Origin of the sequence: Pseudomonas helvetica (assembly GCF_039908645.1) — a bacterium.
Classification (GTDB): Bacteria; Pseudomonadota; Gammaproteobacteria; order Pseudomonadales; family Pseudomonadaceae; genus Aquipseudomonas; species Aquipseudomonas helvetica.
The window spans coordinates 3,412,879-3,437,924 of sequence record NZ_CP150917.1 but is presented as its reverse complement, the minus strand read 5'-3'; the positions used below and the strand labels follow the sequence as shown (position 1 = coordinate 3,437,924).

Annotated in this window: 24 protein-coding genes; 13 read left to right on the top strand and 11 right to left on the bottom strand. The window is 60.4% G+C overall.

Annotated elements, in window-relative coordinates; translation table 11 throughout:
• Window positions 1–153: 153 nt before the first annotated feature.
• The 5 genes from AABM55_RS15695 to AABM55_RS15675 are packed head-to-tail and all read left to right on the top strand — an operon-like array spanning window position 154 to window position 5,726.
• Entirely contained in the window at window positions 154–1,818 is a 1,665-nt protein-coding gene (locus AABM55_RS15695; RefSeq protein ID WP_347926859.1) for an AMP-binding protein, read from the top strand.
• 16 nt (window positions 1,819–1,834) lie between these two features.
• Window positions 1,835–2,596 carry an SDR family NAD(P)-dependent oxidoreductase gene (locus AABM55_RS15690; RefSeq protein WP_054597492.1) on the top strand — a complete coding sequence of 254 codons (762 nt, stop codon included), beginning with the start codon at window positions 1,835–1,837 and terminating at the stop codon, window positions 2,594–2,596.
• A gap of 12 nt (window positions 2,597–2,608) precedes the next feature.
• Window positions 2,609–3,802: an acetyl-CoA C-acyltransferase gene (locus tag AABM55_RS15685; protein WP_347926856.1), complete on the top strand. Its 1,194-nt coding sequence runs from the start codon at window positions 2,609–2,611 to the stop codon at window positions 3,800–3,802.
• A 9-nt stretch (window positions 3,803–3,811) separates the two neighbouring features.
• Window positions 3,812–4,939: an acyl-CoA dehydrogenase gene (locus tag AABM55_RS15680; RefSeq protein WP_103316482.1), complete on the top strand. Its 1,128-nt coding sequence runs from the start codon at window positions 3,812–3,814 to the stop codon at window positions 4,937–4,939.
• Between the two features lie 13 nt (window positions 4,940–4,952).
• Window positions 4,953–5,726 carry an enoyl-CoA hydratase gene (locus tag AABM55_RS15675; protein ID WP_347926854.1) on the top strand — a complete coding sequence of 258 codons (774 nt, stop codon included), beginning with the start codon at window positions 4,953–4,955 and terminating at the stop codon, window positions 5,724–5,726.
• A 96-nt stretch (window positions 5,727–5,822) separates the two neighbouring features.
• Here AABM55_RS15675 and AABM55_RS15670 read toward each other — a convergent pair whose 3' ends face one another.
• Both AABM55_RS15670 and AABM55_RS15665 read right to left on the bottom strand, forming a co-directional pair.
• Window positions 5,823–6,974: an acyl-CoA dehydrogenase family protein gene (locus AABM55_RS15670; protein ID WP_103316477.1), complete on the bottom strand. Its 1,152-nt coding sequence runs from the start codon at window positions 6,972–6,974 to the stop codon at window positions 5,823–5,825.
• Between the two features lie 3 nt (window positions 6,975–6,977).
• Window positions 6,978–8,084, bottom strand: coding sequence for an enoyl-CoA hydratase/isomerase family protein (locus AABM55_RS15665; RefSeq protein ID WP_347926852.1), 1,107 nt, complete (start codon window positions 8,082–8,084; stop codon window positions 6,978–6,980).
• A 458-nt stretch (window positions 8,085–8,542) separates the two neighbouring features.
• On the opposite strand from AABM55_RS15665, the gene AABM55_RS15660 reads away from it, so the two are divergent.
• The 7 genes from AABM55_RS15660 to astA all read left to right on the top strand — a co-directional run bounded on the left by AABM55_RS15660 (window position 8,543) and on the right by astA (window position 14,352).
• A complete protein-coding gene (locus tag AABM55_RS15660) occupies window positions 8,543–9,322 on the top strand; it encodes a transporter substrate-binding domain-containing protein (RefSeq protein ID WP_054597486.1) in 780 nt (259 codons plus the stop codon).
• A 75-nt stretch (window positions 9,323–9,397) separates the two neighbouring features.
• Window positions 9,398–10,123, top strand: a complete 726-nt coding sequence (locus AABM55_RS15655) for an ABC transporter permease (protein WP_102667261.1) — start codon at window positions 9,398–9,400, stop codon at window positions 10,121–10,123.
• Window positions 10,120–10,830: an ABC transporter permease gene (locus AABM55_RS15650; protein WP_103316471.1), complete on the top strand. Its 711-nt coding sequence runs from the start codon at window positions 10,120–10,122 to the stop codon at window positions 10,828–10,830. The genes AABM55_RS15655 and AABM55_RS15650 overlap by 4 nt, the downstream gene beginning before the upstream one ends.
• A 76-nt stretch (window positions 10,831–10,906) precedes the next feature.
• Window positions 10,907–11,668, top strand: a complete 762-nt coding sequence (locus tag AABM55_RS15645; RefSeq protein ID WP_054597483.1) for an ABC transporter ATP-binding protein — start codon at window positions 10,907–10,909, stop codon at window positions 11,666–11,668.
• A 12-nt stretch (window positions 11,669–11,680) separates the two neighbouring features.
• A complete protein-coding gene (locus tag AABM55_RS15640) occupies window positions 11,681–12,157 on the top strand; it encodes an Lrp/AsnC family transcriptional regulator (protein WP_054597482.1) in 477 nt (158 codons plus the stop codon).
• A 225-nt stretch (window positions 12,158–12,382) separates the two neighbouring features.
• Window positions 12,383–13,318: a citrulline utilization hydrolase CtlX gene (ctlX, locus tag AABM55_RS15635; RefSeq protein WP_347926849.1), complete on the top strand. Its 936-nt coding sequence runs from the start codon at window positions 12,383–12,385 to the stop codon at window positions 13,316–13,318.
• Window positions 13,318–14,352, top strand: coding sequence for an arginine N-succinyltransferase (astA, locus tag AABM55_RS15630; protein WP_103316466.1), 1,035 nt, complete (start codon window positions 13,318–13,320; stop codon window positions 14,350–14,352). The genes ctlX and astA overlap by 1 nt, the downstream gene beginning before the upstream one ends.
• Before the next feature lie 11 nt (window positions 14,353–14,363).
• Here the strand turns inward: astA and AABM55_RS15625 are convergent, their stop codons facing one another.
• The 9 genes from AABM55_RS15625 to argH form a co-directional block, all read right to left on the bottom strand.
• Window positions 14,364–15,071, bottom strand: a complete 708-nt coding sequence (locus AABM55_RS15625) for an HPP family protein (protein WP_347926847.1) — start codon at window positions 15,069–15,071, stop codon at window positions 14,364–14,366.
• A gap of 133 nt (window positions 15,072–15,204) precedes the next feature.
• Complete coding sequence (locus tag AABM55_RS15620; protein ID WP_347930041.1) at window positions 15,205–16,404, bottom strand: MFS transporter; 1,200 nt, start codon at window positions 16,402–16,404, stop codon at window positions 15,205–15,207.
• A 16-nt stretch (window positions 16,405–16,420) separates the two neighbouring features.
• Window positions 16,421–17,770, bottom strand: coding sequence for an MmgE/PrpD family protein (locus tag AABM55_RS15615; protein WP_347926845.1), 1,350 nt, complete (start codon window positions 17,768–17,770; stop codon window positions 16,421–16,423).
• Complete coding sequence (locus AABM55_RS15610; RefSeq protein WP_347926843.1) at window positions 17,767–18,654, bottom strand: polysaccharide deacetylase; 888 nt, start codon at window positions 18,652–18,654, stop codon at window positions 17,767–17,769. Before AABM55_RS15610 ends, AABM55_RS15615 begins: the two co-directional genes overlap by 4 nt.
• Window positions 18,647–19,495, bottom strand: a complete 849-nt coding sequence (locus AABM55_RS15605) for a polysaccharide deacetylase (RefSeq protein WP_347926842.1) — start codon at window positions 19,493–19,495, stop codon at window positions 18,647–18,649. The genes AABM55_RS15610 and AABM55_RS15605 overlap by 8 nt, the downstream gene beginning before the upstream one ends.
• Window positions 19,496–19,728: 233 nt before the next feature.
• Window positions 19,729–20,553: an ABC transporter substrate-binding protein gene (locus AABM55_RS15600; protein WP_347926841.1), complete on the bottom strand. Its 825-nt coding sequence runs from the start codon at window positions 20,551–20,553 to the stop codon at window positions 19,729–19,731.
• 24 nt (window positions 20,554–20,577) lie between these two features.
• Window positions 20,578–21,342 (bottom strand): amino acid ABC transporter ATP-binding protein, encoded by a 765-nt coding sequence (locus AABM55_RS15595; protein ID WP_054597474.1) that lies wholly within the window; start codon window positions 21,340–21,342, stop codon window positions 20,578–20,580.
• 10 nt (window positions 21,343–21,352) lie between these two features.
• Window positions 21,353–22,228 (bottom strand): amino acid ABC transporter permease, encoded by an 876-nt coding sequence (locus AABM55_RS15590; protein ID WP_347926839.1) that lies wholly within the window; start codon window positions 22,226–22,228, stop codon window positions 21,353–21,355.
• An 83-nt stretch (window positions 22,229–22,311) separates the two neighbouring features.
• Window positions 22,312–23,739: an argininosuccinate lyase gene (argH, locus tag AABM55_RS15585; RefSeq protein WP_347926837.1), complete on the bottom strand. Its 1,428-nt coding sequence runs from the start codon at window positions 23,737–23,739 to the stop codon at window positions 22,312–22,314.
• A 294-nt stretch (window positions 23,740–24,033) separates the two neighbouring features.
• Here argH and AABM55_RS15580 point away from each other — a divergent pair, with 294 nt between their 5' ends.
• Window positions 24,034–24,999, top strand: a complete 966-nt coding sequence (locus AABM55_RS15580; RefSeq protein WP_347926836.1) for a LysR family transcriptional regulator — start codon at window positions 24,034–24,036, stop codon at window positions 24,997–24,999.
• Window positions 25,000–25,046: the final 47 nt, after the last annotated feature.

Sequence of the window (25,046 nt, the reverse complement as noted above, 5' to 3'; positions counted from 1 at the left end):
TCCCTCGCCACGTGGATTTTGCATCCTTGTCTTGGCCAAACCAGTCACGCAACTTGAAAGCTTTGACCATTGTCCCGCGCCGCCCGCGGAGCGAGTATTTCCTGGATTTTTACGGTTCCCCCAACCCAATAAAAATACAGAGGGATTCTGGCAATGCGCGATTACCTGTCTGCGACTTCACAGTTCAACTATCAGCACACCGTCGATGCTGCGCTCAGCGGCTCGTTGACCGCACTCAACGCCTGCGTTGAATGCTGCGACCGCCATGCGATACCCGGGCGCATTGCCTTGTTCTGGGAGGGCCGCGACGGTGCCAGCGCCACGTACACCTTCAGCGATCTGCAGGACAAAGCTGCGCGCTTTGCCAATTTCCTGCTGGCTCAAGGCGTGAAGAAGGGCGACAAGGTTGCCGGCCTGTTGCCACGCAATGTCGAATTGCTGATTGTGGTGTTCGCCACCTGGCGCATCGGCGCGGTCTACCAGCCGTTGTTTACCGCCTTCGGCCCGAAAGCCATCGAACACCGCCTCAACAGTTCCTGCGCCGCCGTGGTGGTGACCGACGCGGTCAATCGTCCAAAACTCAATGACGTTGCCGACTGCCCGACCATCGTCACCGTCGGCGGCCCGAAAGGTCAGGGCATCGTCCGCGGTGATTTCAGTTTCTGGGCCGAACTGCCCAATTATTCCGCTCAATGTGAACCCGTGCAGCTGGACGGCGAAGACCCGTTCCTGCTGATGTTCACTTCGGGCACCACCGGCCCGTCGAAAGCCCTGTCGGTGCCGCTCAAGGCCATTGTCGCGTTCCAGAGTTACACCCGCGACGCGGTGGACCTGCGCCCTGAAGATGCGTTCTGGAATGTCGCCGATCCGGGCTGGGCTTATGGCATCTACTTTGGTGTGACCGGACCGTTGTCCATGGGCCATCCGATCACCTTTTACGATGGCCCGTTCACCCTTGAAAGCACCTGCCGGGTGATCAACAAATACGGCATCACCAACCTCACCGGTTCACCGACCGCCTACCGTTTGCTGATCGCCGGCGGCGAGGAGTTCGCCCGTTCGATCAAAGGCAAACTGCGGATTGTCAGCAGCGCCGGCGAACCGTTGAACCCGGAAGTGATCCGCTGGTTCGCCGACAATCTCGGCGTGCTGATCCACGACCATTACGGCCAGACCGAACTCGGTATGGTGCTGTGCAACCACCATGGCCTTGAGCATCCGGTGCATGTTGGAGCGGCAGGGTTTGCCTCGCCGGGTCACAGGATCGTGGTGCTGGATGAGGCCTATAACGAACTGTCGGTCGGTCAGCCGGGCATTCTCGCTATTGATCGCACGCAATCGCCGATGTGCTGGTTTGCCGGTTACGAAGGTGCGCCGACCAAGGCTTTCGTCGGCAACTATTACCTGAGTGGCGATACCGTTGAACTGAACCCGGACGGCAGCATCAGCTTCGTCGGCCGCAGCGACGACGTGATCACCACCTCCGGCTACCGGGTCGGTCCGTTCGACGTGGAGAGTGCGTTGATCGAACACCCCGCCGTGGTTGAAGCAGCGGTGATCGGCAAACCGGACCCGGAACGCACCGAACTGGTGAAAGCCTTCGTCGTGCTCAGCGCGCAATACCGTGCATCCCCTGAGCTTGTCGAGGAGCTGCGCCAGCATGTGCGCAAGCGATTGGCGGCGCACTCATACCCGCGTGAAATCGAATTTGTCAGCGAATTGCCGAAAACCCCAAGCGGCAAATTGCAGCGCTTTATCTTGCGCAACCAGGAAATCGCCAAGGCTCAAGAGGCCACGGCGAAGAACGTTTCAGCTTGAATCCAAGGAAACAATGATGCAGATCGAAAACAAGGTTTTTCTCGTCACCGGCGGTGCGTCGGGCCTGGGCGCGGCCACGGCTGAGATGCTGGTGGGTGCCGGTGCCAAAGTCATGCTGGTGGACCTGAATGCCGAAGCCGTCGCGGCCCAGGCAAAACGGCTCGGCGCGCATTGCGTCGTCGCGGACATCAGTCAGGAAGCGGCGGCAGAAGCGGCGGTGCAGGCAGCGGTCGCAGCGTTTGGTGGCCTGCACGGGCTGGTCAACTGTGCCGGTGTGGTCCGTGGCGAGAAAATCCTCGGCAAGAACGGCCCGCACGCACTGGCCAGTTTCAGCCAGGTGATCAACGTCAACCTGATCGGTAGCTTCAACATGCTGCGCCTGGCGGCTGCGGCGATTGCCGAAACCGAAGCCAATGAAGACGGCGAGCGCGGGGTGATCATCAACACCGCTTCGGTGGCGGCCTTCGACGGCCAGATCGGCCAGGCCGCCTACGCTGCCTCCAAAGGCGCGATTGCCAGCCTGACCTTGCCTGCCGCCCGTGAACTGGCGCGCTACGGCATCCGGGTGATGACCATCGCCCCAGGCATCTTCGAAACGCCGATGATGGCCGGCATGACCCAGGAGGTTCGCGACTCGCTGGCCGCTGGCGTGCCGTTCCCGCCACGCCTTGGCAAACCGGTTGAGTACGCCGCGTTGGTCAGGCATATCATAGAAAACAGCATGCTCAACGGCGAGGTGATCCGTCTCGACGGTGCCTTGCGTATGGCCGCCAAATAAGGAGTATTTGTCATGACAATGTCCCACGATCCAATCGTTATCGTCAGCGCCGTCCGCACCCCGATGGGTGGTTTTCAAGGTGAACTGAAAAGCCTCAGCGCGCCACAACTGGGCGCTGCTGCGATCCGCGCCGCCGTCGAGCGTGCCGGTGTGGCCGCCGACGCGGTAGAAGAAGTGCTGTTTGGTTGCGTGCTGTCCGCCGGCCTCGGCCAGGCTCCGGCCCGTCAAGCCGCGCTGGGTGCCGGGTTGGACAAATCGACCCGTTGCACCACCCTGAACAAAATGTGCGGTTCGGGCATGGAAGCCGCCATCCTGGCCCACGACATGCTGCTGGCCGGCAGTGCCGACGTGGTGGTTGCTGGCGGGATGGAAAGCATGTCCAACGCACCTTACTTGTTGGATCGTGCGCGCAGCGGCTACCGCATGGGCCACGGCAAAGTGCTTGACCACATGTTCCTCGACGGCCTGGAAGACGCCTACGACAAGGGCCGCCTGATGGGCACCTTCGCCGAGGACTGCGCCGAGGCCAACGGCTTCACGCGTGAAGCGCAAGATGAGTTCGCAATCGCTTCGACCACGCGCGCGCAACAGGCGATCAAGGACGGCAGCTTCAACGCTGAAATCGTTCCGCTGCAGGTCATGGTCGGCAAAGAGCAGAAACTCATCACCGATGACGAACAACCACCGAAAGCCAAACTGGACAAGATCGCCAGCCTGAAACCGGCGTTCCGTGACGGCGGCACCGTGACGGCGGCCAACTCCAGTTCGATTTCCGACGGCGCGGCGGCGTTGCTGCTGATGCGTCGTTCAGAAGCTGAAAAACGTGGCCTGAAACCACTGGCAGTGATCCATGGTCACGCAGCTTTCGCTGATACGCCGGAGCTGTTCCCGGTGGCACCGGTGGGCGCGATCAAGAAACTGCTGAAGAAAACCGGCTGGTCGCTGGATGAGGTCGAGCTGTTCGAAGTCAACGAAGCCTTCGCGGTGGTCAGCCTGGTGACGATGACCAAGCTGGAAATCCCCCACAGCAAGGTCAACGTCCACGGTGGCGCCTGTGCGCTGGGTCACCCGATCGGCGCTTCGGGTGCGCGGATACTTGTGACCTTGCTCTCGGCCTTGCGCCAGAAAGGCCTGAAACGCGGCGTCGCAGCGATCTGCATCGGCGGCGGTGAAGCCACGGCCATGGCCGTTGAATGCCTGTACTAAGGAATCAACATGCTACCGACTGACGAACAACTACAAATCAGCGACGCGGCCCGGCAATTTGCCCAGGAACGGCTCAAGCCGTTCGCCGCCGAGTGGGATCGCGAGCACCGCTTTCCCAAGGAAGCCATCGGCGAGATGGCCGAGCTGGGCTTCTTCGGCATGTTGGTACCGGAGCAGTGGGGCGGTTGCGACACCGGTTACCTGGCGTACGCCATGGCCCTGGAAGAAATCGCCGCTGGCGATGGCGCCTGCTCGACCATCATGAGCGTGCACAACTCGGTGGGTTGCGTGCCGATCCTCAAGTTCGGCAACGACGATCAGAAAGAGCGCTTCCTCAAGCCGTTGGCCAGCGGCGCCATGCTCGGGGCGTTCGCGCTGACCGAGCCGCAGGCCGGTTCCGACGCCAGCAGCCTGAAAACCCGCGCCCGCCTGAACGGCGATCATTACGTGCTCAACGGCTGCAAGCAGTTCATTACCTCGGGGCAAAACGCCGGGGTAGTGATCGTCTTCGCGGTCACCGACCCGAGCGCCGGCAAACGCGGGATCAGTGCCTTTATCGTGCCCACCGATTCACCGGGCTACAAGGTTGCGCGGGTTGAAGACAAGCTCGGCCAGCACGCCTCGGACACCTGCCAAATCCTCTTTGAGGATGTGAAGGTGCCGGTGGCCAATCGTCTGGGCGAGGAGGGCGAAGGCTACAAAATCGCCCTGGCCAACCTTGAAGGCGGGCGCGTCGGGATTGCTTCGCAGTCGGTCGGCATGGCCCGCGCCGCGTTCGAAGCTGCCCGCGATTACGCCCGCGAGCGCGAGAGTTTCGGCAAGCCGATCATCGAGCATCAGGCGGTTGCCTTCCGTTTGGCTGACATGGCCACGCAAATCGCTGTCGCCCGGCAAATGGTGCATTACGCCGCCGCCCTGCGTGACAGCGGCAAACCGGCGCTGGTGGAAGCCTCGATGGCCAAGCTGTTCGCCTCGGAAATGGCCGAAAAGGTCTGCTCGACGGCCTTGCAAACCCTCGGTGGTTACGGTTACCTGAGCGACTTCCCGCTGGAGCGGATCTACCGCGACGTGCGGGTTTGTCAGATCTATGAAGGCACCAGCGATATTCAGCGCATGGTTATTTCGCGCAATCTTTGAGAAGGAACGTTGCATGAGCTACGAAACGATTTTGTTGGAAGTCCAGGGTCGCGTGGGTCTGATCACCCTCAACCGCCCGCAAGCCCTGAATGCCTTGAATGCGCAGATCGTCAGCGAGCTGAACCACGCGCTGGACGGTCTGGAAGCCAATCCGGAAATCGGCTGCATCGTGCTGACCGGCTCGAAAAAGGCCTTTGCCGCCGGTGCCGACATCAAGGAAATGGCCGAGCTGACCTACCCGCAGATCTACCTTGACGACCTGTTCAGCGACTGTGACCGGGTGGCCAACCGACGCAAACCGATTATTGCCGCGGTCGCCGGTTTTGCGTTGGGTGGTGGCTGTGAGCTGGCGCTGATGTGCGACTTCATTCTGGCCGGCGACAACGCCAAATTCGGCCAGCCGGAAATCAACCTCGGCGTGTTGCCGGGCATGGGCGGCACCCAGCGCCTGACTCGCGCCGTTGGCAAGGCCAAAGCCATGGAAATGTGCCTCAGCGGCCGCCTGATCGATGCGGTGGAAGCGGAACGCTGCGGCATCGTTGCGCGCATCGTGCCGGTGGATGAGTTGCTGGATGAAGCGCTGAAGGTTGCCGCGTTGATTGCCAAGAAGTCCTTGCCGATTGCGATGATGGTCAAGGAAAGCGTCAACCGCGCCTTTGAAGTCAGCCTGTCCGAAGGCGTGCGCTTTGAACGCCGGGTGTTCCATGCGGCGTTTGCCACACAGGACCAGAAAGAAGGCATGGCGGCGTTTATTGCCAAGCGTGAGGCGCAGTTCGTCGGTAAGTAATGCAGCGTCCTCACTGACGTCATCGCGGGCAAGCCTTGCTCCTACGGATCACCTGAATCCGTAGGAACAAGGCTTGCCCGCGATGCTTTTAGGGCCTCACACCAGGTAGTTCTTGAGCTCCCGCGCAATCACCATCCGCTGAATCTCGCTCGACCCTTCGTAAATCTGCGTGATCCGCGCATCGCGGTAATAGCGTTCCACCGGATAATCTTCCAGATAGCCGTAGCCGCCGTGAATCTGTATCGCGGACGAGCAGACTTTCTCAGCCATCTCCGAGGCAAACAGCTTGGCCTGCGAGGCTTCCGACAGGCATGGCTTGCCGGCGCTGCGCAACCGCGCGGCATGGAGGATCAGCAGGCGTGCGGCGTTCAGCCGGGTGTGCATGTCGGCGAGCATGTTGGCGACGCTTTGGTGCTCGATGATCGGTTTGTCGAACTGCACCCGGTCACGGGCGTAGGCCAGCGCTGCTTCGAACGCTGCACGGGCGATGCCCAGTGCCTGCGCGGCGATGCCGATGCGACCGCCTTCAAGGTTGGACAAGGCAATCGCCAAACCCTTGCCGCGCTCACCGAGCAGATTGGCTTCGGGGATCGTGCAGTTGTTCAGCGTCACCGCGCAGGTGTCGGAAGCGCGGATACCCATCTTGTGTTCGCTGCGGTCGACGATAAAACCCGGTGTGTCGGTTGGCACCAGGAACGCCGACAAGCCTTTCTTGCCCAGCTCCGGGTCGGTCACCGCAAACACAATCGCCAGTTTTGCCCGTCGACCGTTGCTGACGAACTGCTTGGCGCCATTGATCACCCACTGGCCGTCGCGCAGTTCGGCGCGGGTGCGCAGGTTATGCGCCTCGGAACCGGCCTGCGGCTCGGTCAGGCAGAAGCAGCCGATGGCCTGACCGCTGGCCAGATCCGCCAGCCAGGTCTGTTTCTGTTCTTCAGTGCCGTAGTTGAGAACCGGCCCGCAGCCCACCGAGTTGTGGATGCTCATCAAGGCACCGGTCGCACCGTCGCCGGCAGAAATCTCTTCCACCGCCAGCGCGTAGGCCACGTAGTCGACGTAAGTGCCGCCCCATTCCTCGGGAACCACCATACCGAGCAAACCCAGCTCGCCCATCTTGGCCACCAGCGCATCATCGATCCAGCCGGCTTTTTCCCAGGCCTGGGCGTGAGGGGCGATTTCGCCGCGGGCAAAATCCCGGGCCATGTCGCGGATCATCACTTGTTCTTCGGTCAATTCGATATCGTGCATGGCTCAGCTCCCGCTCTGGTCAAAACCGCTGAAGAAACTCGCAACCTGCTTGGCGTCCAGCGCCTGCACGGTCGGAGGGTTCCAGCGTGGGCTCTTGTCTTTGTCGATCAGCAAGGCGCGGACGCCTTCGATCAGGTCGCCGCGTTCAAACCACTGGCGATCGAGGTGCAGTTCGAGGGCGAAGCAGTTTTCCAGGCTCAGCTGACGGCCGCGACGCAGCATCTCTAACGTTACACCCATGGCCAGCGGTGAACGACTGTCGAGTAAATCGGCAGTGGTCATTGCCCAATCGTGACTGTCGGCAACCGTGACGGTACGCAGTTGCTCAACGATGCTCGGTACGTCCGGCAGGGCGAAGAAGTGGTCGATCGTTGGTCGCAGTGCCTGCAACGGTGCATCGGGCAGTTGCTGTAGCGCGAGTTTCGCCAGCAGGCCTTGCAGGTCCTTGAGCGGGGTGTCGTGCCACTCGAGGCTGTCGAGGTGTTGATCCAGTTCGGCGAGTTTCTGGCTTTCCAGGTACCAATCCGCCAACCCGCAATACAGCGCATCGGCGGCGCGGATCTGCACGCCGCTGACGCCAAGGTAGATGCCCAGTTCGCCGGGAATCCGTGGCAGGAAGTAGCTGCCGCCAACGTCCGGGAAATAACCGATGGCCACTTCCGGCATTGCCAGGCGGCTGCGTTCGGTGACCACTCGCAGGTCTGCGCCTTGCACCAGGCCCATGCCGCCGCCGAGGACGAAACCGTCCATCAACGCCAGTACCGGTTTGCGGTAATGGTGGATCGCCAGGTCGAGGGCGTATTCCTCGACGAAGAAGTCTTCATGCAGGGTGCCGCCGCTTTTGAAACTGTCGTACAGCGAACGGATATCGCCACCGGCGCAGAAGGCCTTTTCGCCAGCCCCGCGCAACACCACGGCATGGATATGCGGGTCTTTCGACCAGGCATCGAGCTGTTGGTGCAGGCTGCGGACCATGTCCAGGGTAATGGCGTTGAGGCCGGCGGGGCGATTGAGGGTCAGGTGGCCAATATGGTTGCGGACCTCGGCCAGCACGTCGTTGGCGCTGGCATCAATGCCGCGGGTCGCCTGGGATGAAACCTGAGCAGTCATCACTAACTCCCTGCTTTTATTGTTCTTTATAGAAGTGTTCGCGCGCGAACGATGCCGGATCGTAACAGTGCAAATTTGCGATGTACAACCGTGATAGATGCAGGTCCGGTCTGCATTTTTGTAATACCTGCAAACGCCTTCATCGCAAAAATCCCCTAATAGGGCATTCACGACAGGATCGGCTGTGAAAATGCTGACATCAGCACAAGCGAGCTGTCTGCGACGGTCCTTTCGACACCTCGGCACAATCGACTGTTGGCATTCTGGCGTTCCATTCGAAGCCGTCTGCGCCAAGGGTTTCAGGGTGGGGTGTGGCCGGCCTTTGGCGGTGCACCGAACACAAACAATAAGAACGCTGCTGCGGCAGACGCCGCATCGACTCTCTGTTCCTGCCCATAAAGGCGCCCGGGCATTTGTGCCCGGTCGCGATAATTCCAATCAAATCGGGACTTATGAAGATGAAAACCCAATGGCTGACGTTGCCTGTACTCGCGATGCTGTTCTGCTCGGCCGGCGCTAGCGCCAAAGAGTGGACCGAACTGCGCTTCGGCACCAACCCAAGCTACCCGCCGTTTGAGTCGACCACTGCCGACGGTGGCGTGCAAGGCTTTGGCGTAGACCTGGGCAACGCAATCTGCGCCGAACTGAAGCTCAAGTGTGTGTGGGTCAGCAATGACTTCGACGGGCTGATTCCTGCGCTCAAGGCCGGCAAGTTCGATGCCATCGAGTCGTCGATGACCGTCACCGACGCCCGCAAGAAGCAGATCGATTTCACCGACCGTCTGTATGCCGGCCCGACCGCCATCGTCACCCGCAAGGATTCGGGGCTTGAGCCCACCGCCGAGTCGCTCAAGGGCAAGACCATTGGTTTCATGCAAGGCACCATTCAGGAAACCTACGCCAGGGCCAAACTGGCGCCGGGCGGGGTGAAACTGCGCGCCTATCAGAACCAGGATCAGGTCTACGCCGATCTGGTTTACGGCCGCCTCGACGCCTCGATTCAGGACAAGCTGCAAGCGCAGATGAGCTTCCTTGAGTCGCCACAAGGCGCCCCCTTCAAGAACAGCCAAGGCATCAGTGATCCGCTGGTGCCGGCGGATATCGCCATCGGTGTACGCAAGGACAACGACGAGCTCAAAGGCATGTTGAACACCGCCATCAAGGCCCTGCACGAGAAGGGCATCTACGCGCAGATCCAGAAGAAATACTTCGGCGATCTGGACCTCTACAACAACTGATCAGCGCACCTGAAGCATTGGGCCGTGGTTCACGACCCAATGCCTCGCTGTGGTGCTTCAAGACAGGTGACTTGCGTGAATACCTTCCTCAATGCTCTGGGCCTGGATCTCTCGGCCCTGCAAGGCTATGGCCCACTGCTGCTGCACGGCACCTGGGTGACCCTGAAACTCTCGGCGCTGTCGCTGCTGGTCAGCATGCTGCTGGGTTTGCTCGGTGCGGCGGCCAAGCTTTCGCCGCTGCGGCTGCTGAACCTGCCGGCAACCTTTTACACCACGCTGATTCGCGGTGTACCGGACCTGGTGTTGATGTTGCTGATCTTCTACAGCCTGCAAGGCTGGCTGAGCAGCCTGACCGAGTTCATGCAATGGCCGTACATGGAAATCGACCCGTTCGTGGCCGGTATCGTGACCCTGGGATTTATCTACGGCGCGTATTTCACCGAGACCTTTCGTGGCGCGATCCTCAGTGTCCCTCGGGGGCAACAGGAGGCTGGTGCGTCGTTTGGCCTGAGCCGTTGGCAGCGGTTTTACTGCGTGGTGTTCCCGCAGATGATGCGCTTTGCCTTGCCGAGTCTGGGCAACAACTGGCTGGTGCTGCTCAAGGCTACGGCGCTGGTGTCGATCATCGGCTTGTCGGACCTGGTCAAGGTCGCGCAGGAGGCCGGCAAAAGCACCTTCAACATGCTGGATTTTCTGTTGCTGGCGGCAGCGCTGTACCTGCTGATCACCAGCGCTTCGAACTATGTCTTGCGCGTGCTTGAACGGCGCTACAACCAGGGCGTGCGAGGGATGACGCGATGATCGAATTGATCTCCGAATACTGGAAACCTTTCCTGTTCAGTGACGGCTACAACTTCACCGGTTTGGCCATGACCTTATGGCTGCTGGTGGTGAGCATCGTGCTCGGCTTCTGCCTGTCGCTGCCGCTGGCCATCCTGCGCACGTCGCGCTGGGGGCTTTTGCGCTGGCCGGTGCAATTGTTTACCTATGTATTTCGTGGCACGCCGCTGTATATCCAGTTGCTGATTTGCTACAGCGGGATCTACGGCATCGCGGTGGTCCGCTCGCAGCCGCTGCTGGAAGCGTTCTTTCGCGATGCGATGAACTGCACCTTGCTGGCGTTCACCCTCAACACTTGCGCCTACACCGTCGAGATCTTCGCCGGGGCGATCCGCAGCATTCCCTACGGTGAAATCGAGGCGGCCCATGCCTATGGCCTGAGTGGCTGGCGTTTGTATGTGAAGTTGATTCTGCCTTCGGCGTTGCGTCGGGCGCTGCCTTACTACAGCAACGAAGTGATCCTGATGCTGCACGCCACGTCGGTGGCGTTCACCGCGACCATTCCGGACATCCTCAAGGTTGCCCGGGACGCGAATGCCGCGACCTTCATGACCTTCCAGGCCTTCGGTATCGCCGGGCTGCTGTACCTCGCGCTGTCATTTGGCCTGGTCGGCGCGTTTCGTCTCGCAGAGAAGCGCTGGCTGAATTTCCTCGGGCCGGCTCACTGAGATCCGGAACCGGTTTTTTCCCTCCCTCTTTCTGTCCAGAACGCTGTCGCCAACGGCAGCGCTCCAGGAGTGTTGCATGTACAAACTGACCGTTGAAAATCTGTATAAACGCTTCGGTGACAACGAAGTACTCAAGGGCGTCTCGTTGAATGCCCGCGCCGGTGATGTGGTGAGCATGATTGGCGCCAGTGGCTCCGGCAAAAGCACTATGCTGCGGTGTATCAACTTCCTTGAACGGGCGGATGAAGGAGCCATCGAGCTGGACGGCGAGCGGATTGTCACCCGCCAGGCGCCCGGTGGCATGCGGGTTGCCAACCCGGCGCAGTTGCAGCGCTTGCGCACGCGGCTGGCGATGGTGTTTCAGCACTTCAACCTGTGGAGTCATCTGACGGTTTTGGAGAACATCATGCTGGCGCCGTGCAAAGTCCTGGGCGTCAGCCGCAAGGACGCTGAAGTCAGCGCTCGGGCGTATCTGGACAAGGTTGGTCTGCCGCAACGCGTGGCCGAGCAGTACCCGGCCTTCCTGTCCGGCGGCCAACAACAACGGGTGGCGATTGCCCGGGCGTTGGCGGTGGAACCGCAGATTCTGTTGTTCGACGAGCCGACCTCGGCCCTCGACCCGGAGCTGGTGGGTGAAGTATTGAAGGTGATTCAGGCGTTGGCTGAAGAAGGCCGGACCATGTTGATGGTGACCCATGAAATGGGCTTTGCCCGGCAGGTGTCCAGCCAGGTGCTGTTCCTGCATCAAGGCCGGGTCGAGGAGCAGGGCGATGCAACGATTCTCGACCAGCCGAAAAGCGAGCGTTTACAGCAATTTTTATCGGGCCGTTTGAAGTGAGGCAAGGCGTACATGGCGGACATCCGCGATATGTCGATCGTGCTTGATCGTATTGATCAGGCAATCATTGAGGTGCTGCGCCACGAAGGGCGCATCACCTATCAGAAGCTTTCCGAGCGCGTGCACCTGACGCCAAGGCCATGCCTTGAGCGGGTGCGCAAGCTCGAACAGCTCGGCGTCATTCGTGGCTACGGGGCGATTCTCGACGAGAAAAAACTGACCCCCGGTCTGTCGCTGCTGGTGCTGGTGGCGCTGTCGAACCAGAGTGGGCGCGCCGCGCAGAAAGCCTTCGAAGCCAAAGTCCGCGCCTGTCCGCAAGTGCTGGAGTGCCAATTGATCAGCGGCGCCTTCGACTACAGCCTGCGGATGCGCTGTCGCGACATGGAACACTACCGGGTATTGACCGAAGTCTGGTTCGACGACCCGGACCTGCACATCGACAAACTGGTCAGCCACCCCGAGCTGGCAATGGTCAAAACCTCTACCTAGAACGGGCCCAGCGCCAACTTCCAAACGCCGCTGATTTCGTAGCAGCAGGCTGCGCCAGCTGCTACGGTAATCATCGATTTCAGATGATTTATCACGCCCACCAAATCGGCTGCAAGCCACCGCGTTTTCAGCCATTTCCAGCAGCAACTCCCTCCTTATCAGCCGGGTTTTTCCGGCGCCGAATCAGACAATGAGCACCTCTCAACCCTCATTGATTCTGTGCCCATGCAAACCACCAATACCGTTTTGATGATTCGCCCGACACGTTTCTCCTTCAACCAGGACACGGCCGCCAACAACCGTTTCCAGCGTCCGGCGGCTGCAGCCGAAGACGTACAACTCAAGGCCCTGCAAGAGTTCGACGGCTATGTCGCCGCCCTGCGCGAGCACGGCGTTGAAGTCATGGTGCACAACGACAGCGAAGCCCCGCACACCCCGGACTCGATCTTTCCGAACAATTGGTGGAGCAGCCATCCCGACGGCACGCTCGTGCTGTACCCGATGCAGGGTCACAACCGGCGCCTGGAACGCGACAAAGGCGTACTCGACTGGCTGCGCGATGCCTACCGCATCGAGCAATTGCTCGACCTCTCCGACCTTGAGCAGCAGGACGTGTTCCTCGAGGGCACCGGCAGCATGGTCCTCGATCGCGAACAGCGGATTTGCTACGCCGGCTACTCGACCCGCACCCACGCGAAGGCGTTGGATCAGGTGGTTGAGCACCTCGGCTATGAGCTCTGCGCGTTCAACGCAGTGGACCGTCACGGTGTGCCGATCTATCACACCAACGTGATGATGAGCGTCGGCAGGCAACTGGCAGTGGTCTGCCTGGAATCGGTCAGCGACCTGGACGAACGCAATGCACTGCGCTCACGTCTGGAACGTAGCGGCAAGCAAGTCTTGAGCCTGAGCTTCGATCAACTGGAGTCGTTCGCCGGCAACATGCTTGAAGTGCACAACGCCGCTGGCGAGCCGTTGCTGGTGATGTCGCGCACGGCCTGGCGGTCGCTGCATGCCGACCAGCGCCGGATGGTCGAAGCGTACGCCAAACCTCTACCGGTAAACATCGACACCATCGAGCGGATTGGCGGCGGCAGCGCGCGCTGCATGCTCGCGGAAGTCTATCTGCCTAAACGCGTGAGTCCACAGGAGCAGCATTGATGATCGTCCGTCCTGCAACAATGAATGACCTGCCGGCGTTGCTGGCACTGGCCCACAGCGCCGGCGCCGGTTTGACCACCTTGCCGGCCGATGCCGGGCGATTGCGTCAGCGCCTGGAATGGGCTGAAAAAACCTTCGCCGGTGAAGCCGAACGGGCTGATGCCGATTACCTGTTTGTGCTGGAGGCCGACAACGGCGAGGCCGTCGGTATCTGCGCCCTGGCTGGCGCGGTCGGGCTGCGCGAGCCTTGGTACAACTACCGGATGGGGTTGTTTGTCGCCGCGTCGAAAAATCTCGGGATCAATCAGCAATTACCGACGCTGTTTCTCGGCAATGACATGACCGGGCAATCGGAGTTGTGTTCGTTGTTTCTGCACGCCGGTCATCGCAGCGGTCTGAATGGTCGTTTGCTGTCCAAGGCGCGGTTTCTGTTTCTCGCCGAATTTCGCCAGTACTTTGGCGACAAGGTGATCGCCGAAATGCGTGGTTATTCGGACGAAGACGGCGTCTCGCCGTTCTGGGAAGGGCTGGGCCGGCACTTCTTCAAGATGGATTTTGCCGACGCCGACTACCTCACCGGGCTGGGCAACAAGACCTTCATTGCCGAACTGATGCCGAAGTTCCCGCTGCCAACCTGCCTGCTGCCCGAGGCTGCGCGGGCAACGATCGGCCGGGTTCATCCCAACACCGAACCGGCGCTGGGGATGCTCAAGGCTGAAGGGTTCGAGCACAAGGATTACATCGACATCTTTGACGGCGGCCCGTTGATCGAGTGCGCCACCGGCGACATTCGCGCGGTGCGTGACAGCCAGGTATTGCAACTGAGCATCGGCACGCCGGGAGAGCAGGCGGCGGTGTATCTGATTCACAACCGCCAGTTCGCCGATTGCCGGATCACCGCTGCGCCAGCGCGGGTCGCCGCTGGAACCTTGATTGTCGATGCCCACACCGCCAAGGCACTGGGGTTGACGGCCGGTGCTTCGGTGCGCGCGGTGAGCCTGGCCGTGCCGGCGCGACAGCAGTCGGCGGCCTAGTGGTTTAGTGGCTAAGGCCGAGTGCCAAACACTTCACTGATGCTGCGGCGTTTGGCATGCAGCTCGCTGGCGTGGATCAACTGCTCAAGGTCCTCGGGCGTGACGTCGAAGAACTCCTGCATGTCGGCCAGGGCCAGCTTGAGGTCTTCGGCGGTAATCGCCAGCGCGTCTGTGGGCGGATGATCTGCGGGCACTGTGGCGACCGGTTCACCGTGGCCCTTGGGGTAACGGATCCGCGTCAGGTTGTTATAGGCCAGGGCGCTGAGCAGCATGCACGTCGCGGCGAGCATCACCGGGCCGAGTTCGCGCCACTCCATCGCGATGGTCGCCGGGTCCGCCACCACCAGCAGCAACGCCAACGCACCCGCCGGCGGGTGCAGGCAACGCAGCCAGCACATCAGAATCAGCGCCATGCCAGCCGCCAGGCAGGCACTGCCCAGCGTGCGCCCAAGCACATGGGCCACCAGCAGCGACACCACCGCTGCACACAAATAGCCGCCGAGAATTGACCATGGCTGCGCCAGTGCGCCGGAAGACACGGCGAACAGCAACACCGCCGAAGCGCCCAACGGCCCGATCAAGTGCAAGGCCACATCCATGCCGAACACCTGGCCACAGAGCCAGACGCTCAGCAGCGTGCCCAGCGACATGCCGATGGCGGCACGGCTCCATTCAGAGGGGCGGGTGTTGACGGCAGCGGGTATCCAGCGAGCGAGCATAACGAAAACGATCCAGTGGCAAAGAACGGGCAAAAAGAAGGGCTTGTCTGGATCACCAGAAAGCCCTTTAAACGTTCCAACATTTGGGGGAGGAACCGGCACAGTGTGCCGATCTATCTCACCCCTGACAAATTCATATTAATGAGCTTTCAGTGCATTTATTTTGAAGTGTGGCGACGCGCCGACCACTCAGGAAACACAGCAATCCGCCCATGGCGGTCAGTGCGCTGAGGGCATAAAACATCGTCGCCGGTGCCGTGTGGGTCAGCAAAAAGCCGCAAATCACCGGGCTCGCCGCACCGCCCAATGCCGCCAGGTTCTGCGCGCCGTAGTAGCTGCCGCGCAGTTCTTCCGGTGCCAGGGTATCGACGAACAGGAACTCTGCCGGGTAGATGATCATTTCGCCAAGGGTGAAGACAAACATCGCCAGGCACCACTGCACCAGGTTCTGCGCAAAGCTGAAGCCGATCAATCCGAAGATGAACAGGCTGCTGCCGATAACAATCCAGTAACGCAGCTGTTCGCGTTTAAGGAATCGGCCGATCTGGTACTGCAAGAGAATCACGCTGATCGCGTTGCAGGCGAGGATCGCGGCCATGGTTTTCAGCGCAATGTGCTCGTTTTGCGTCACCAGCAGGTATTGCGACAGGTACAGGGTGAAACGTCCGTGCACCACGGTGCTGAGCAGGCAGCCGCAGGTGAACATGATCAGTGTGCGGTCGTTCTTCAGGGTCACCAGGGTTTTCAGAAAGCTCTGTGGCTGGCCAACAGCCGCTTCCTTGGCCGATCCGGGAATCCCTCTCATCAGGAAGGTGCTGAAAAAAGCGATGCCACCGGCAATCAGGAACGGTGCCAATGGCTGCACCCCGGCAATCACCACCCCCAGCATCGGGCCGGTGGCGTAGCCAATGTTGGTCAGGGTATAGCGCAATGAAAAGGCCTTGGCCCGCTGGCCCATCGGCAGATTTTCACTGAGGATCGCTTTCGAGCCGATCAGAAACAGCGCCGAAGCGGTTTCGGTAATCACCAGCGTCAGCGTGGTCAGGTAAAGGTTGTGGGCGAAGGTCAGCAGGACAAAACCAACGGCGCTGGAAAGCATCGCCAGAATCAGCAACCGGCGTTTCTCCAGGCGGTCGATGATGTAACCGCCATACAGCGCGAGCAGGGTGGCGATGAACACCGCGATGCCCAACAGCAGGCCAACGTCCTGCTGATTCAGGCCCAGCTTGTTGCTGAGGAACAGCGTCAGCAACGGGCTGGTGATGGCGCGGCTGACGACGATGGTCAGCGAGCAGATCATCAGGCGGCGAATAACGAGTGAGTAAGTGGCCACGGTGGTGCGGATGTCCTTATTCAATGATCTCGATCAACGTACCGACCGATTGCAGTTTTTCCAGTTGCCACAACCGTTCCAGCAACCCGCTCGCCTGTTCCACCGGCAGCACCCGCGTCGCCAGGCTGAGGAATTTCTCCTCCAGCGCTGCATCACTCAACGGATTTCCCGGTGCCCCCAATGGCACCTCGACACACAGGCTTGCCGTGCGACCATCGCGGCTGCGAATGCTCACGACCGGCTCGCCATCCTCTGACAGTTGCGGATCCACGACAAGGTGAATGCGCGACATCCAATGCGCGATTTCTGAGGTACTGCGTTGTTCGTCGTCATAGGCCTCAAGCCGGCAATGACCATGGACCAATCGAGCAGCGAGGGCATATGGCAGGCTCATTTGCGCGGCGGCCAAACTGCCGATATCGCGCCCGCCGCACATCTCGTTGAGAAAACCACACAGCGACACCTGAACGTCTTCCAACTCACCGGCTTCGATCTGCAATTGCTCCAGCAACAAACCCAAGGCATCGATGGCCGAATGCGTGCCACGGCATGATGCGTAGGGCTTGATCGAGCAGCGGGCGAGTTTCCACACCACCCCAAGGTCTGCGTCCAGCGCCTCGGGTTGCGCGTATTCCGCCGCGAGGGTCTTGAGAAAGCCGCCCCAGACGTCATCGAACAACTTGGTTGGCCCGCTGATCCCTTGCTCGGCAAACCGCGCTGCCAGCAATCCACCTTCGGCAGCACGGCCGCTGTGGAGCTTTTTGCTGTGCGAGCCGTCGTGGATAAACGCCCAGAGGCCGCCGCTGAAACTGCCGGCAATGCCTAGTGCGGCGAGGGTTTGTGCCGGATCAAGACCGAGTATTCGCGCACTGGCCGCTGCCGCGCCGAACACCCCGCAGGTGGCGGTCGAATGCCAACCGGCGCCGTTGTGCGCCGAGTAACCACCACAGGCCTCAAGCACCCGCCGACCGATCTCGTAGCCGATCACTACGGCGGTAATCAGCTCGCGGCCATTTACCGGCGTAGGCCTCAGGCTGACCGCTGCCATCACTGCGGGCAACACCACCGCGCCGGAGTGATCGCAGCCGCCGGTATCGTCCAGTTCCAGCGCATGGGCGGCAATCCCATTGAGCATCGCTGCCTGCGCGGCGCCGACATACTGCGCAGTGCCCCAGACCAGTGTTTGGCCAGTTTCATGGGCAAAGGTTTGCCGGACGGTGACGGCAATCTCACTGGCGGCCCCGGCCAGGATCGCGCCGACGGTATCCAGAATGTGTCGCTTGGCTTGTGCCACCAATGCCGGCGGCAAGTCGTCGAAACGGGTCTCGACGCAGAATTGCGCCAGGCGCTGCAATCGTTCACTCATGGCAAGTACGCTCGATAATGCCGCTCATACACGGCGGCTGGATGCTCCTCGTCCATCGGCACAGCGCGCTCGGCCCACCATTGGACGACGTCGCCAGCCGTGGCGATCCACACGTCGTCGTGTTGCTGGATACCCAGCAGCAACTCGCGCAGGACACCGATGCGTCCCGGGGTTGCGATGATCTCCGGGTGCAGGCGCAGCACGTAGCACAGGCCAAAACGATGAAACCCGGCAAAGTCCATTTGCAGGTTGGCCAAGGTATGGCTGTAAGAAGCAATCCGCGATTGCGCGGGTGGGACTGCCGGGCTCAGGTTGAACGCGAAGTACGGTTCGTCCTCCAGTTCATAGTGCATTGGCAGTTCGATCACCTCGGGCGCCGTTGGATGGGCGAACGGCAGATCATCGCCGCGCCAGCAGGACGACCAGCGAATGCCTTGCTCGCGTAACGCTTCGGTAAACCCCGGTGCCCAGTTGCCGGCGGGAATCCGGAAGCCCGTTGGACGCTGGCCGGTAATGTCGGCCAGTGCCCGACAGCCGTGCTCTAGGGCAACCGTCTGCTCTGCGAGGCTCAGGGTGTCGTAGTTCTGATGACGATAACCGGCGCAGGCAATTTCATGACCGGCGGCCTGGATCGAGCGGATATGGTCCGGGTTCTCTTCGGCAACGATACCCGGCACGCACCAACTGCTGGCAACCCCCAACTCCTTGAACAGTGCGAGCAAGCGTTCGACCCCGCGCTGGGTACCGTAGCGCCACACCGACAGGGTCTTGTCGCGGCCGGCGACTTCCGGGGCCTGGGTCAGGATGCCGTGTACGTCGTTGTAGTCGACGGTCAACACCACGGCGCACCGGTAGCCTTTGGGCCAGGTCGTCGAATCAGTCATGTTGATGCTCCTTGAGCCACCAGTGGGCGACATCGCGGCAGGTGGCGAACCACACGTCATCACGCTGGCGCATGTGTTCGAAAAGTTTCTCCAGCAGCAGAATGCGCCCCGGTTTACCGGTGATCTTCGGGTGGAAGAGGGTGGTCAGGCACAGTCCTTCATTCATCGCGCCGTCGAATTCGCGGCACCAATTGTCGAGGGTCAGCTCATAGCTGGCGGTACGGTCCAGCCCCGAGGGAAAGTCCGGCGCGCGGGTGTAGGCGATGGAGGCGTAATCGTCCATTTCCCAGCGGCCGGGGATTTCCACCAACGGGGTATCAAAGCCCGGCACGTTCACCAGGTACGGCCGGTCATCGCCGCGCATGCTGCTGGAATAAGTGACGCCGGCTTCCACCAGCATGGCCGGCGTCTCGGCCCGCCAGTCGCCGGACGGGGTGCGAAAGCCTTCTGCGCGGATGTTCAAATGCTGCCAGAACACCTCGCTGCATTTATTCATGACGTCCTTTTGCTGCTCCAGCGTCAGCGCGTAAAAGGACTCGTGTTTGTAGCCGTGGTAAGCCACTTCATGCCCGCGCTCGATGATCGACTGGCACTGTTTCGGCCAGTTCTCCACGACCCAGGCCGGGACGAAGAAGGTGGTCGGGATGCGGAACTCATCGAGCAGGTCGAGTATCCGTGGTAAGGCCCGATACGGCCCGTAACCGCCAAAACCGAAATACTCGGGCTTGTGCCAAATCGAACCATTGAGCATCGCATCGCCGGTGGGGCCGTCGAGATCGAAGGCCAGGGCCAGGCAGGCTGTGTGGCCGTCGGGCCACGTCGGTTGAGGCGAGGAGGACATCGTGGCGCTCCAGTAATTTATGGGTGTAACACCCGTTGCATCCGTAACCCGCGTAACACTCGTAACCCCCGTAGCAGCTGCCGAGCCCGCGAGGCTGCGTTCGGTGGCGTAGCCGCCGCGAAATCAGATGACGCATTCTTTCAGGTAAACCGCGTACACAGACTTGCGAGGACTGCGTTCTCGAACGCAGCCTCGCAGGCTCGGCAGCTGCTACGAGGCAACGTATTTCAGCGTTACTTCCCGGCGTTGATGGTCACGGTCTTAATAGCACCCAACTCCAGATCCCACTTCTTCAAGATCGCCTGATAGCTGCCGTCATCAATCATGCTTTGCAGCGCGACTTTCACTGCCTCGCTCAACTCAGGTTTTTTCTTGCTGACGCCCAAACCGCTGAACTGCACCGAGATCGGCGCCCCCACGGTCTTGTAGGTGTCTTTTTCCTGGGTCTTCAGATACGACAGGGTTTCGCTGCCCTGCATGGCCGCATCGATGCGGCTCTGGCGCAGCTGCGCACGGGCGTCGGCGGAGCCTTCGGTGCCGATCACGTTGATCGCCGGTTTACCCTTCGCTTCGCAATTGGCCTTGCTCCACTCGGCGATTTCCGCCGGGAAAGTGGTACGTCGGCTGGTCCCGACTTTCTTGCCGCACAGGTCGGTGATTTCATTCGTGTCCTTGTTCTTTTGCAGGGTGTAGAACTGCGGCCCGCTGGTGAAGTAGTCAACGAAGGTCACGCTCTGCTGACGCTCGGCGGTGTCGGTCATGCCCGACAGCACCACGTCCACACGGTCGGTGGTCAGGGCGTTGATCATTTGCTCGAAGCCGGTTTCCTGCCATTTGATTTTCACGCCCAGACGCTCGGCCAAGGCGTTGCCCAGGTCGTAGTCCAGACCGGTGAGGGTGTTGGTGGCCGGGTCCTTGAAATCCATCGGCGGATAGTTGGGCATGATCGCCACGACGATTTCGCCCTTGGCCTTGATGCTCGCGGGCAAATCAGCTGCCCAGGTCATCGAAGAGGCCATCAGGCCAGCCACTACTGCTGGGATAAGGAGTTTTTTCATGGTCGTTCTCTTTTTGAGTTGTCGTTAGGTGCGAACGGCAGAAATGAAGCTTTGGGTGCGCGGGTTTTGTGGACTTATTAGTATTTCTTCGGGGCTTCCTGCCTCCACGATCTGCCCGCCATCCATGAACACCATGCGATTGGAAACCTCGCGGGCGAACCCCAGTTCATGGGTGACGACGATCATGGTCATGCCGGTCTGCGCCAGATCGCGCATCACCGACAGCACCTCACCGACCAGTTCCGGGTCGAGTGCCGAAGTGGGTTCATCGAACAGCATCAGCTTGGGCCGCATGGCCAGCGCCCGGGCAATGGCTACCCGTTGTTGCTGACCACCGGAGAGTTCGATCGGGTAGCTGTTGCGCTTGTCGGCCAGGCCGACGCGGGCCAGCAGTTCCAGGGCTTCTTCGTGCGCTTCCTTGGGCGAGCGCTTGAGCACCTGACACGGGCCTTCGACGATGTTTTGCAGCACAGTCATGTGCGGAAACAGGTTGAAACGCTGGAACACCATGCCGGTGGCCAGCCGCTGCCGGGCGATCTGCGACTCGTTGAGTTCATGCAGTTTGTTGCCGACCACGCGGTAGCCCACCAGTTCGCCGTCGACCCAGAGGCCGCCCTTGTCGATCTTTTCCAGCTGATTGACGCAGCGCAGCAGGGTGCTTTTGCCGGAACCGGACGGCCCGATGATGCACAGCACTTCGCCCTGTTCGACTTCGATGTTGATGTCCTTGAGCGCGTGGTACTGGTCGTAATATTTGTTCAGGCTCACGGCCTTGACGATGCTTCTCATGTCGGACTCCTCAAGAACGCTTGCCGGCGCCGCGAGCGAAACGACGCTCCAGACGGCTTTGACCAAAGGACAGGACTGTGACGGCGGCCAGGTACCAGATACCCGCGACGATCAGTAATTCCATGACCCGGGCGTTGGCGTAGTAGATGTTCTGGGCGTTGTAGAGCAGTTCCGAGTACTGGATCACGCTGGCCAGGGAGGTCATCTTGACCATGCCGATGAACTCGTTGCCGACCGGTGGAATGATGATGCGCATGGCCTGCGGCAGGATGATCCGGCGCAGCGCTTGCAGGCGCGGCATACCGATCGACTTGGCCGCTTCGTACTGACCGGTGTCCACCGAGAGCAGGCCGGCGCGCACCACTTCAGCGGTGTAGGCGCCCTGGTTGATGCTCAGGCCCAGCAGTGCGGCGACGAAGGGCGTCATCAGGCTGACGGTATCGAGATCGAACAGCCCCGGAATGCCGATGGTGGGAAAAATCAGCGCCAGGTTGAACCACAACAGCAGTTGCAGAATCAGCGGCGTACCGCGAAACAGCCAGGTGTACGTCACCGCGACATAGCGCAGGATCGGGTTCGCCGACATGCGCATCACGGCGGTGATCACCCCGAAGACAATCCCCAGCGCCATCGCCAGCACGGCCATGACGATGGTGTTGAGCAAGCCGAACAGAATCGCCTGGGAGGTCAGGAACTGGCCGATGTACGACCACTCGATCTTGCCCTCGGCGAAGGCCCTGACCAGGCCGACGATGGCGACGACGATCAGCGTGGCGAAGAAGATCCGCCCGTAGTAGCGCCGAGGTACATGCTCGTACTGAGTGATGTCGAACTGGTTTTCGGCTTTTTTGCGCTCCGCGAGGAGCTCTGCCTGAGTCTGGTTCATTTCGGTTCTCCGAACACGGGTGTTTCAGATCAACACAATCCCTGTAGGAGCAAGCTTTGCTCCTACAGGGGGTTGTGCTTTATTCAGAGGCGGAAGCCTTGATAGTTTTTGGCCCATTGCTGCTGTGCGGCGAGGGCGGTTTTCAAGCGGCCGATCTGTTCACGGACCTGCTGCGGCGCGGTTCCGCCCCAGCCACTGCGGGCAGCGATGGCGGCTTCCAGGGTCAGGCTGTCGCGAACTTCGGGGGTCAGGCGCACATCGATCTCGGCCAGCAGCGCCGGTGAGGCTTCCCACAGTTCGATATCGTGTTTCTCACAGGCCTGAACCAGCGCTCCGGTGATTTCGTGGGCCTCCTTGAACGGCACACCGCGCACCGCCAGCCAGTCGGCGACCTCGGTGGCGAGAGTGAAGCCCAGCGGTGCCTGGCGACGCAGCTCTTCGACATTGACCTTCATGGTCGCAACCATCCCGGCCATGGCTGGCAGCACCAGTAGCAGGGTGTCGACGCTGTCGAGCACACCGTTCTTGTCTTCGCTCAAATCGCGGTTGTAAGACAGCGGCAGGGATTTGAGGGTCGACAGCAGACCGGTCAGGTTGCCGATCAAACGGCCAGCCTTGCCCCGCGCCAGCTCGGCGATGTCCGGGTTTTTCTTCTGCGGCATGATCGAACTGCCGGTGGCGTAGGCATCGTCCAGCGCAACCCAGAGAAATTGCCGCGAAGACCACAGGCAAAACTCTTCGGCCAGACGCGAGATGTTGACGCCGAGCATGCTCGCAACGAACAGAAACTCGGCGACGTGGTCTCGGCTGGCCACGGCGTCGATGGAGTTTTCGCAGACACCGCTGTAGCCCATTTCCTTCGCTGATTGCTGCGGCTGACGCGCGATAGCCGAACCGGCCATGGCCGCTGCACCCAATGGCGACAGGGAAGTGCGCACGTCCCAATCCACCAGACGTTGCACATCGCGCAGCATCGACTGGGCGTGGGCCAGCAAGTGATGGGCAAACACGATCGGTTGCGCCTGTTGCAGGTGAGTGAAACCCGGGCAAATGCTGTCGATGTGCAGCTCGGCCTGCTCGACCAGCGCCTGTTGCAGGGCCAGCACTTCGGTGGTCAGGGTGCGAGCGTGATCACGCAGAAACAGCCGCAGATCGTTGGCAGTCTGGTCGTTGCGCGAGCGTCCGGCGCGCAGCTTGCCACCCAGCGCCCCAAGGCGTTCAGTCAGCAGGCGCTCGATGAAGGTGTGGACGTCTTCGTCATCCAGCGTCGGGCTGACAAAGCCAGCACGGAAGTCTTCACCGATACGCTCCAGCGCATCGAGCATGGTTTGGGTTTCCAGCGCATCGAGCAAACCGGCGCGGTGCAGTTCCCCGGCATGGGCCTTGGAACCGGCCAGGTCGTAAGGGGTGAGGCGGAAGTACCGCTCAGGGCAGCGGGACAGGGCTGCCAGGGCTTCGGATGGACCGCTTTTGAAACGCGCCCCCCACAAACGATCGGTTGCTTGAGTCATTGTTGTTTTCCTCGTCGGTAACACGAACTGATGTCGTTACGCAGAGCCTTGAACACTCGCCGGGATCATCCGGGCGTGGTTCGGCTCATGCAGTTTTCAAGAGGGCAGTTGCAAGTGGCGAGAGCTGATCGAAGTGTCAGCTTTTAATAGTTTCGAATCAGCGAGTTGGCGCTGATCGGGGGGAATTATTGAGAGTTGCCAAGCCTGGTTTTCTGTGTTCATTATTATTAGCCAGCGTTGTTTTTGCTGTTGGACACAGACTGTTGAATCGGGCGCCAGAGGTAAATAAGCATTATGGAAACCCCACTTTCCAATTCTGGAAACCCGCCGTTGAAAACGGCCCATCGAGCGCCTTTGGCCCTGAGCGGGCTGGACTTCAAACTGCTCAAAGTGTTCAAGGCAGTGGTCGAGGCCGGAGGTTTTAGTGCGGCTCAAAACGAGCTGAATGTCGGGCTGGCAGCCATCAGCAAACAGATATCCGACCTTGAGATTCGCATTGGCATGCGCCTGTGTACTCGGGGGCGAGAGGGATTTAATCTGACCGAAGAAGGGCGCCTGGTCTATCAGGCGTCGATTGACTTATTTGCCTCGGTCGACAACTTTCGAGACAAGCTTAGTTGCGCTCAAAATGAATTGATTGGCGACTTGGGAGTAGGGGTGATCGACAATACGATTACCGATGAAAACTCTCCGTTAGTTGCTGCATTGAAACGAATAAATGAAGAGTCGCCGAAGGTGCGCTTTCAACTTCAGGCCTCGCAACTGGATGAAGTGGAAAGAGGCGTTGTAGAAGGGCGGTTGGTCGCCGGAATAGTGCCGGTTTATCAGAAAAGAGAAGAGTTCGATTACTTCACGTTGTATGAAGAAAGATCAGAGGCCTACTGCGCGGTGGGGCACCCGTTGTTCAGCGTTCCGAATGAGCAGATGGGCGAAGATGTGCTCAAGCAGCATGAGTTCATCAACCATCGCTACGCCATCCACCGAGACAAGCTGACGTTTGCCCGATACGACAGTTTTTCCGCCTCGGCGTCACAGGTCGAAGCGGTCGCCATGCTGATCAAAACCGGACGTTTCCTGGGTTTTCTGCCACAACACTATGCCGCGACTCTGGTTGCACAAGGCACGTTCAGAGCCCTGCGGCCTGACCTGATCAGTTTCAATACACCGTTCAATTTGATCCTGCGGCACAACACGGTGCGCAGTCCGTTGGTCAAGGCGTTTGCCCAAGCCTTGGGGGTGGATCTGAAGGCGAGCGTTTGATGTCAGGTCATTCACCGTGGGCATTGAGCGCGAATGTCTGTCTGCTC

What these genes read in the sequence shown, in the direction of transcription:
- AABM55_RS15675 (WP_347926854.1), top strand. Translation starts at nt 4,953, where the DNA reads ATGAGCTACGAAACGATTTTGTTGGAAGTCCAGGGTCGCGTGGGTCTG.
- AABM55_RS15595 (WP_054597474.1), bottom strand. Translation starts at nt 21,342, where the DNA reads ATGAGAAGCATCGTCAAGGCCGTGAGCCTGAACAAATATTACGACCAG.
- AABM55_RS15610 (WP_347926843.1), bottom strand. Translation starts at nt 18,654, where the DNA reads ATGACTGATTCGACGACCTGGCCCAAAGGCTACCGGTGCGCCGTGGTG.
- AABM55_RS15625 (WP_347926847.1), bottom strand. Translation starts at nt 15,071, where the DNA reads ATGCTCGCTCGCTGGATACCCGCTGCCGTCAACACCCGCCCCTCTGAA.
- AABM55_RS15600 (WP_347926841.1), bottom strand. Translation starts at nt 20,553, where the DNA reads ATGAAAAAACTCCTTATCCCAGCAGTAGTGGCTGGCCTGATGGCCTCT.
- AABM55_RS15580 (WP_347926836.1), top strand. Translation starts at nt 24,034, where the DNA reads ATGGAAACCCCACTTTCCAATTCTGGAAACCCGCCGTTGAAAACGGCC.
- AABM55_RS15680 (WP_103316482.1), top strand. Translation starts at nt 3,812, where the DNA reads ATGCTACCGACTGACGAACAACTACAAATCAGCGACGCGGCCCGGCAA.
- AABM55_RS15665 (WP_347926852.1), bottom strand. Translation starts at nt 8,084, where the DNA reads ATGACTGCTCAGGTTTCATCCCAGGCGACCCGCGGCATTGATGCCAGC.
- AABM55_RS15685 (WP_347926856.1), top strand. Translation starts at nt 2,609, where the DNA reads ATGACAATGTCCCACGATCCAATCGTTATCGTCAGCGCCGTCCGCACC.
- AABM55_RS15645 (WP_054597483.1), top strand. Translation starts at nt 10,907, where the DNA reads ATGTACAAACTGACCGTTGAAAATCTGTATAAACGCTTCGGTGACAAC.
- AABM55_RS15690 (WP_054597492.1), top strand. Translation starts at nt 1,835, where the DNA reads ATGCAGATCGAAAACAAGGTTTTTCTCGTCACCGGCGGTGCGTCGGGC.
- AABM55_RS15615 (WP_347926845.1), bottom strand. Translation starts at nt 17,770, where the DNA reads ATGAGTGAACGATTGCAGCGCCTGGCGCAATTCTGCGTCGAGACCCGT.
- AABM55_RS15650 (WP_103316471.1), top strand. Translation starts at nt 10,120, where the DNA reads ATGATCGAATTGATCTCCGAATACTGGAAACCTTTCCTGTTCAGTGAC.
- AABM55_RS15660 (WP_054597486.1), top strand. Translation starts at nt 8,543, where the DNA reads ATGAAAACCCAATGGCTGACGTTGCCTGTACTCGCGATGCTGTTCTGC.
- AABM55_RS15640 (WP_054597482.1), top strand. Translation starts at nt 11,681, where the DNA reads ATGGCGGACATCCGCGATATGTCGATCGTGCTTGATCGTATTGATCAG.
- ctlX (WP_347926849.1), top strand. Translation starts at nt 12,383, where the DNA reads ATGCAAACCACCAATACCGTTTTGATGATTCGCCCGACACGTTTCTCC.
- AABM55_RS15695 (WP_347926859.1), top strand. Translation starts at nt 154, where the DNA reads ATGCGCGATTACCTGTCTGCGACTTCACAGTTCAACTATCAGCACACC.
- astA (WP_103316466.1), top strand. Translation starts at nt 13,318, where the DNA reads ATGATCGTCCGTCCTGCAACAATGAATGACCTGCCGGCGTTGCTGGCA.
- AABM55_RS15590 (WP_347926839.1), bottom strand. Translation starts at nt 22,228, where the DNA reads ATGAACCAGACTCAGGCAGAGCTCCTCGCGGAGCGCAAAAAAGCCGAA.
- AABM55_RS15670 (WP_103316477.1), bottom strand. Translation starts at nt 6,974, where the DNA reads ATGCACGATATCGAATTGACCGAAGAACAAGTGATGATCCGCGACATG.
- argH (WP_347926837.1), bottom strand. Translation starts at nt 23,739, where the DNA reads ATGACTCAAGCAACCGATCGTTTGTGGGGGGCGCGTTTCAAAAGCGGT.
- AABM55_RS15605 (WP_347926842.1), bottom strand. Translation starts at nt 19,495, where the DNA reads ATGTCCTCCTCGCCTCAACCGACGTGGCCCGACGGCCACACAGCCTGC.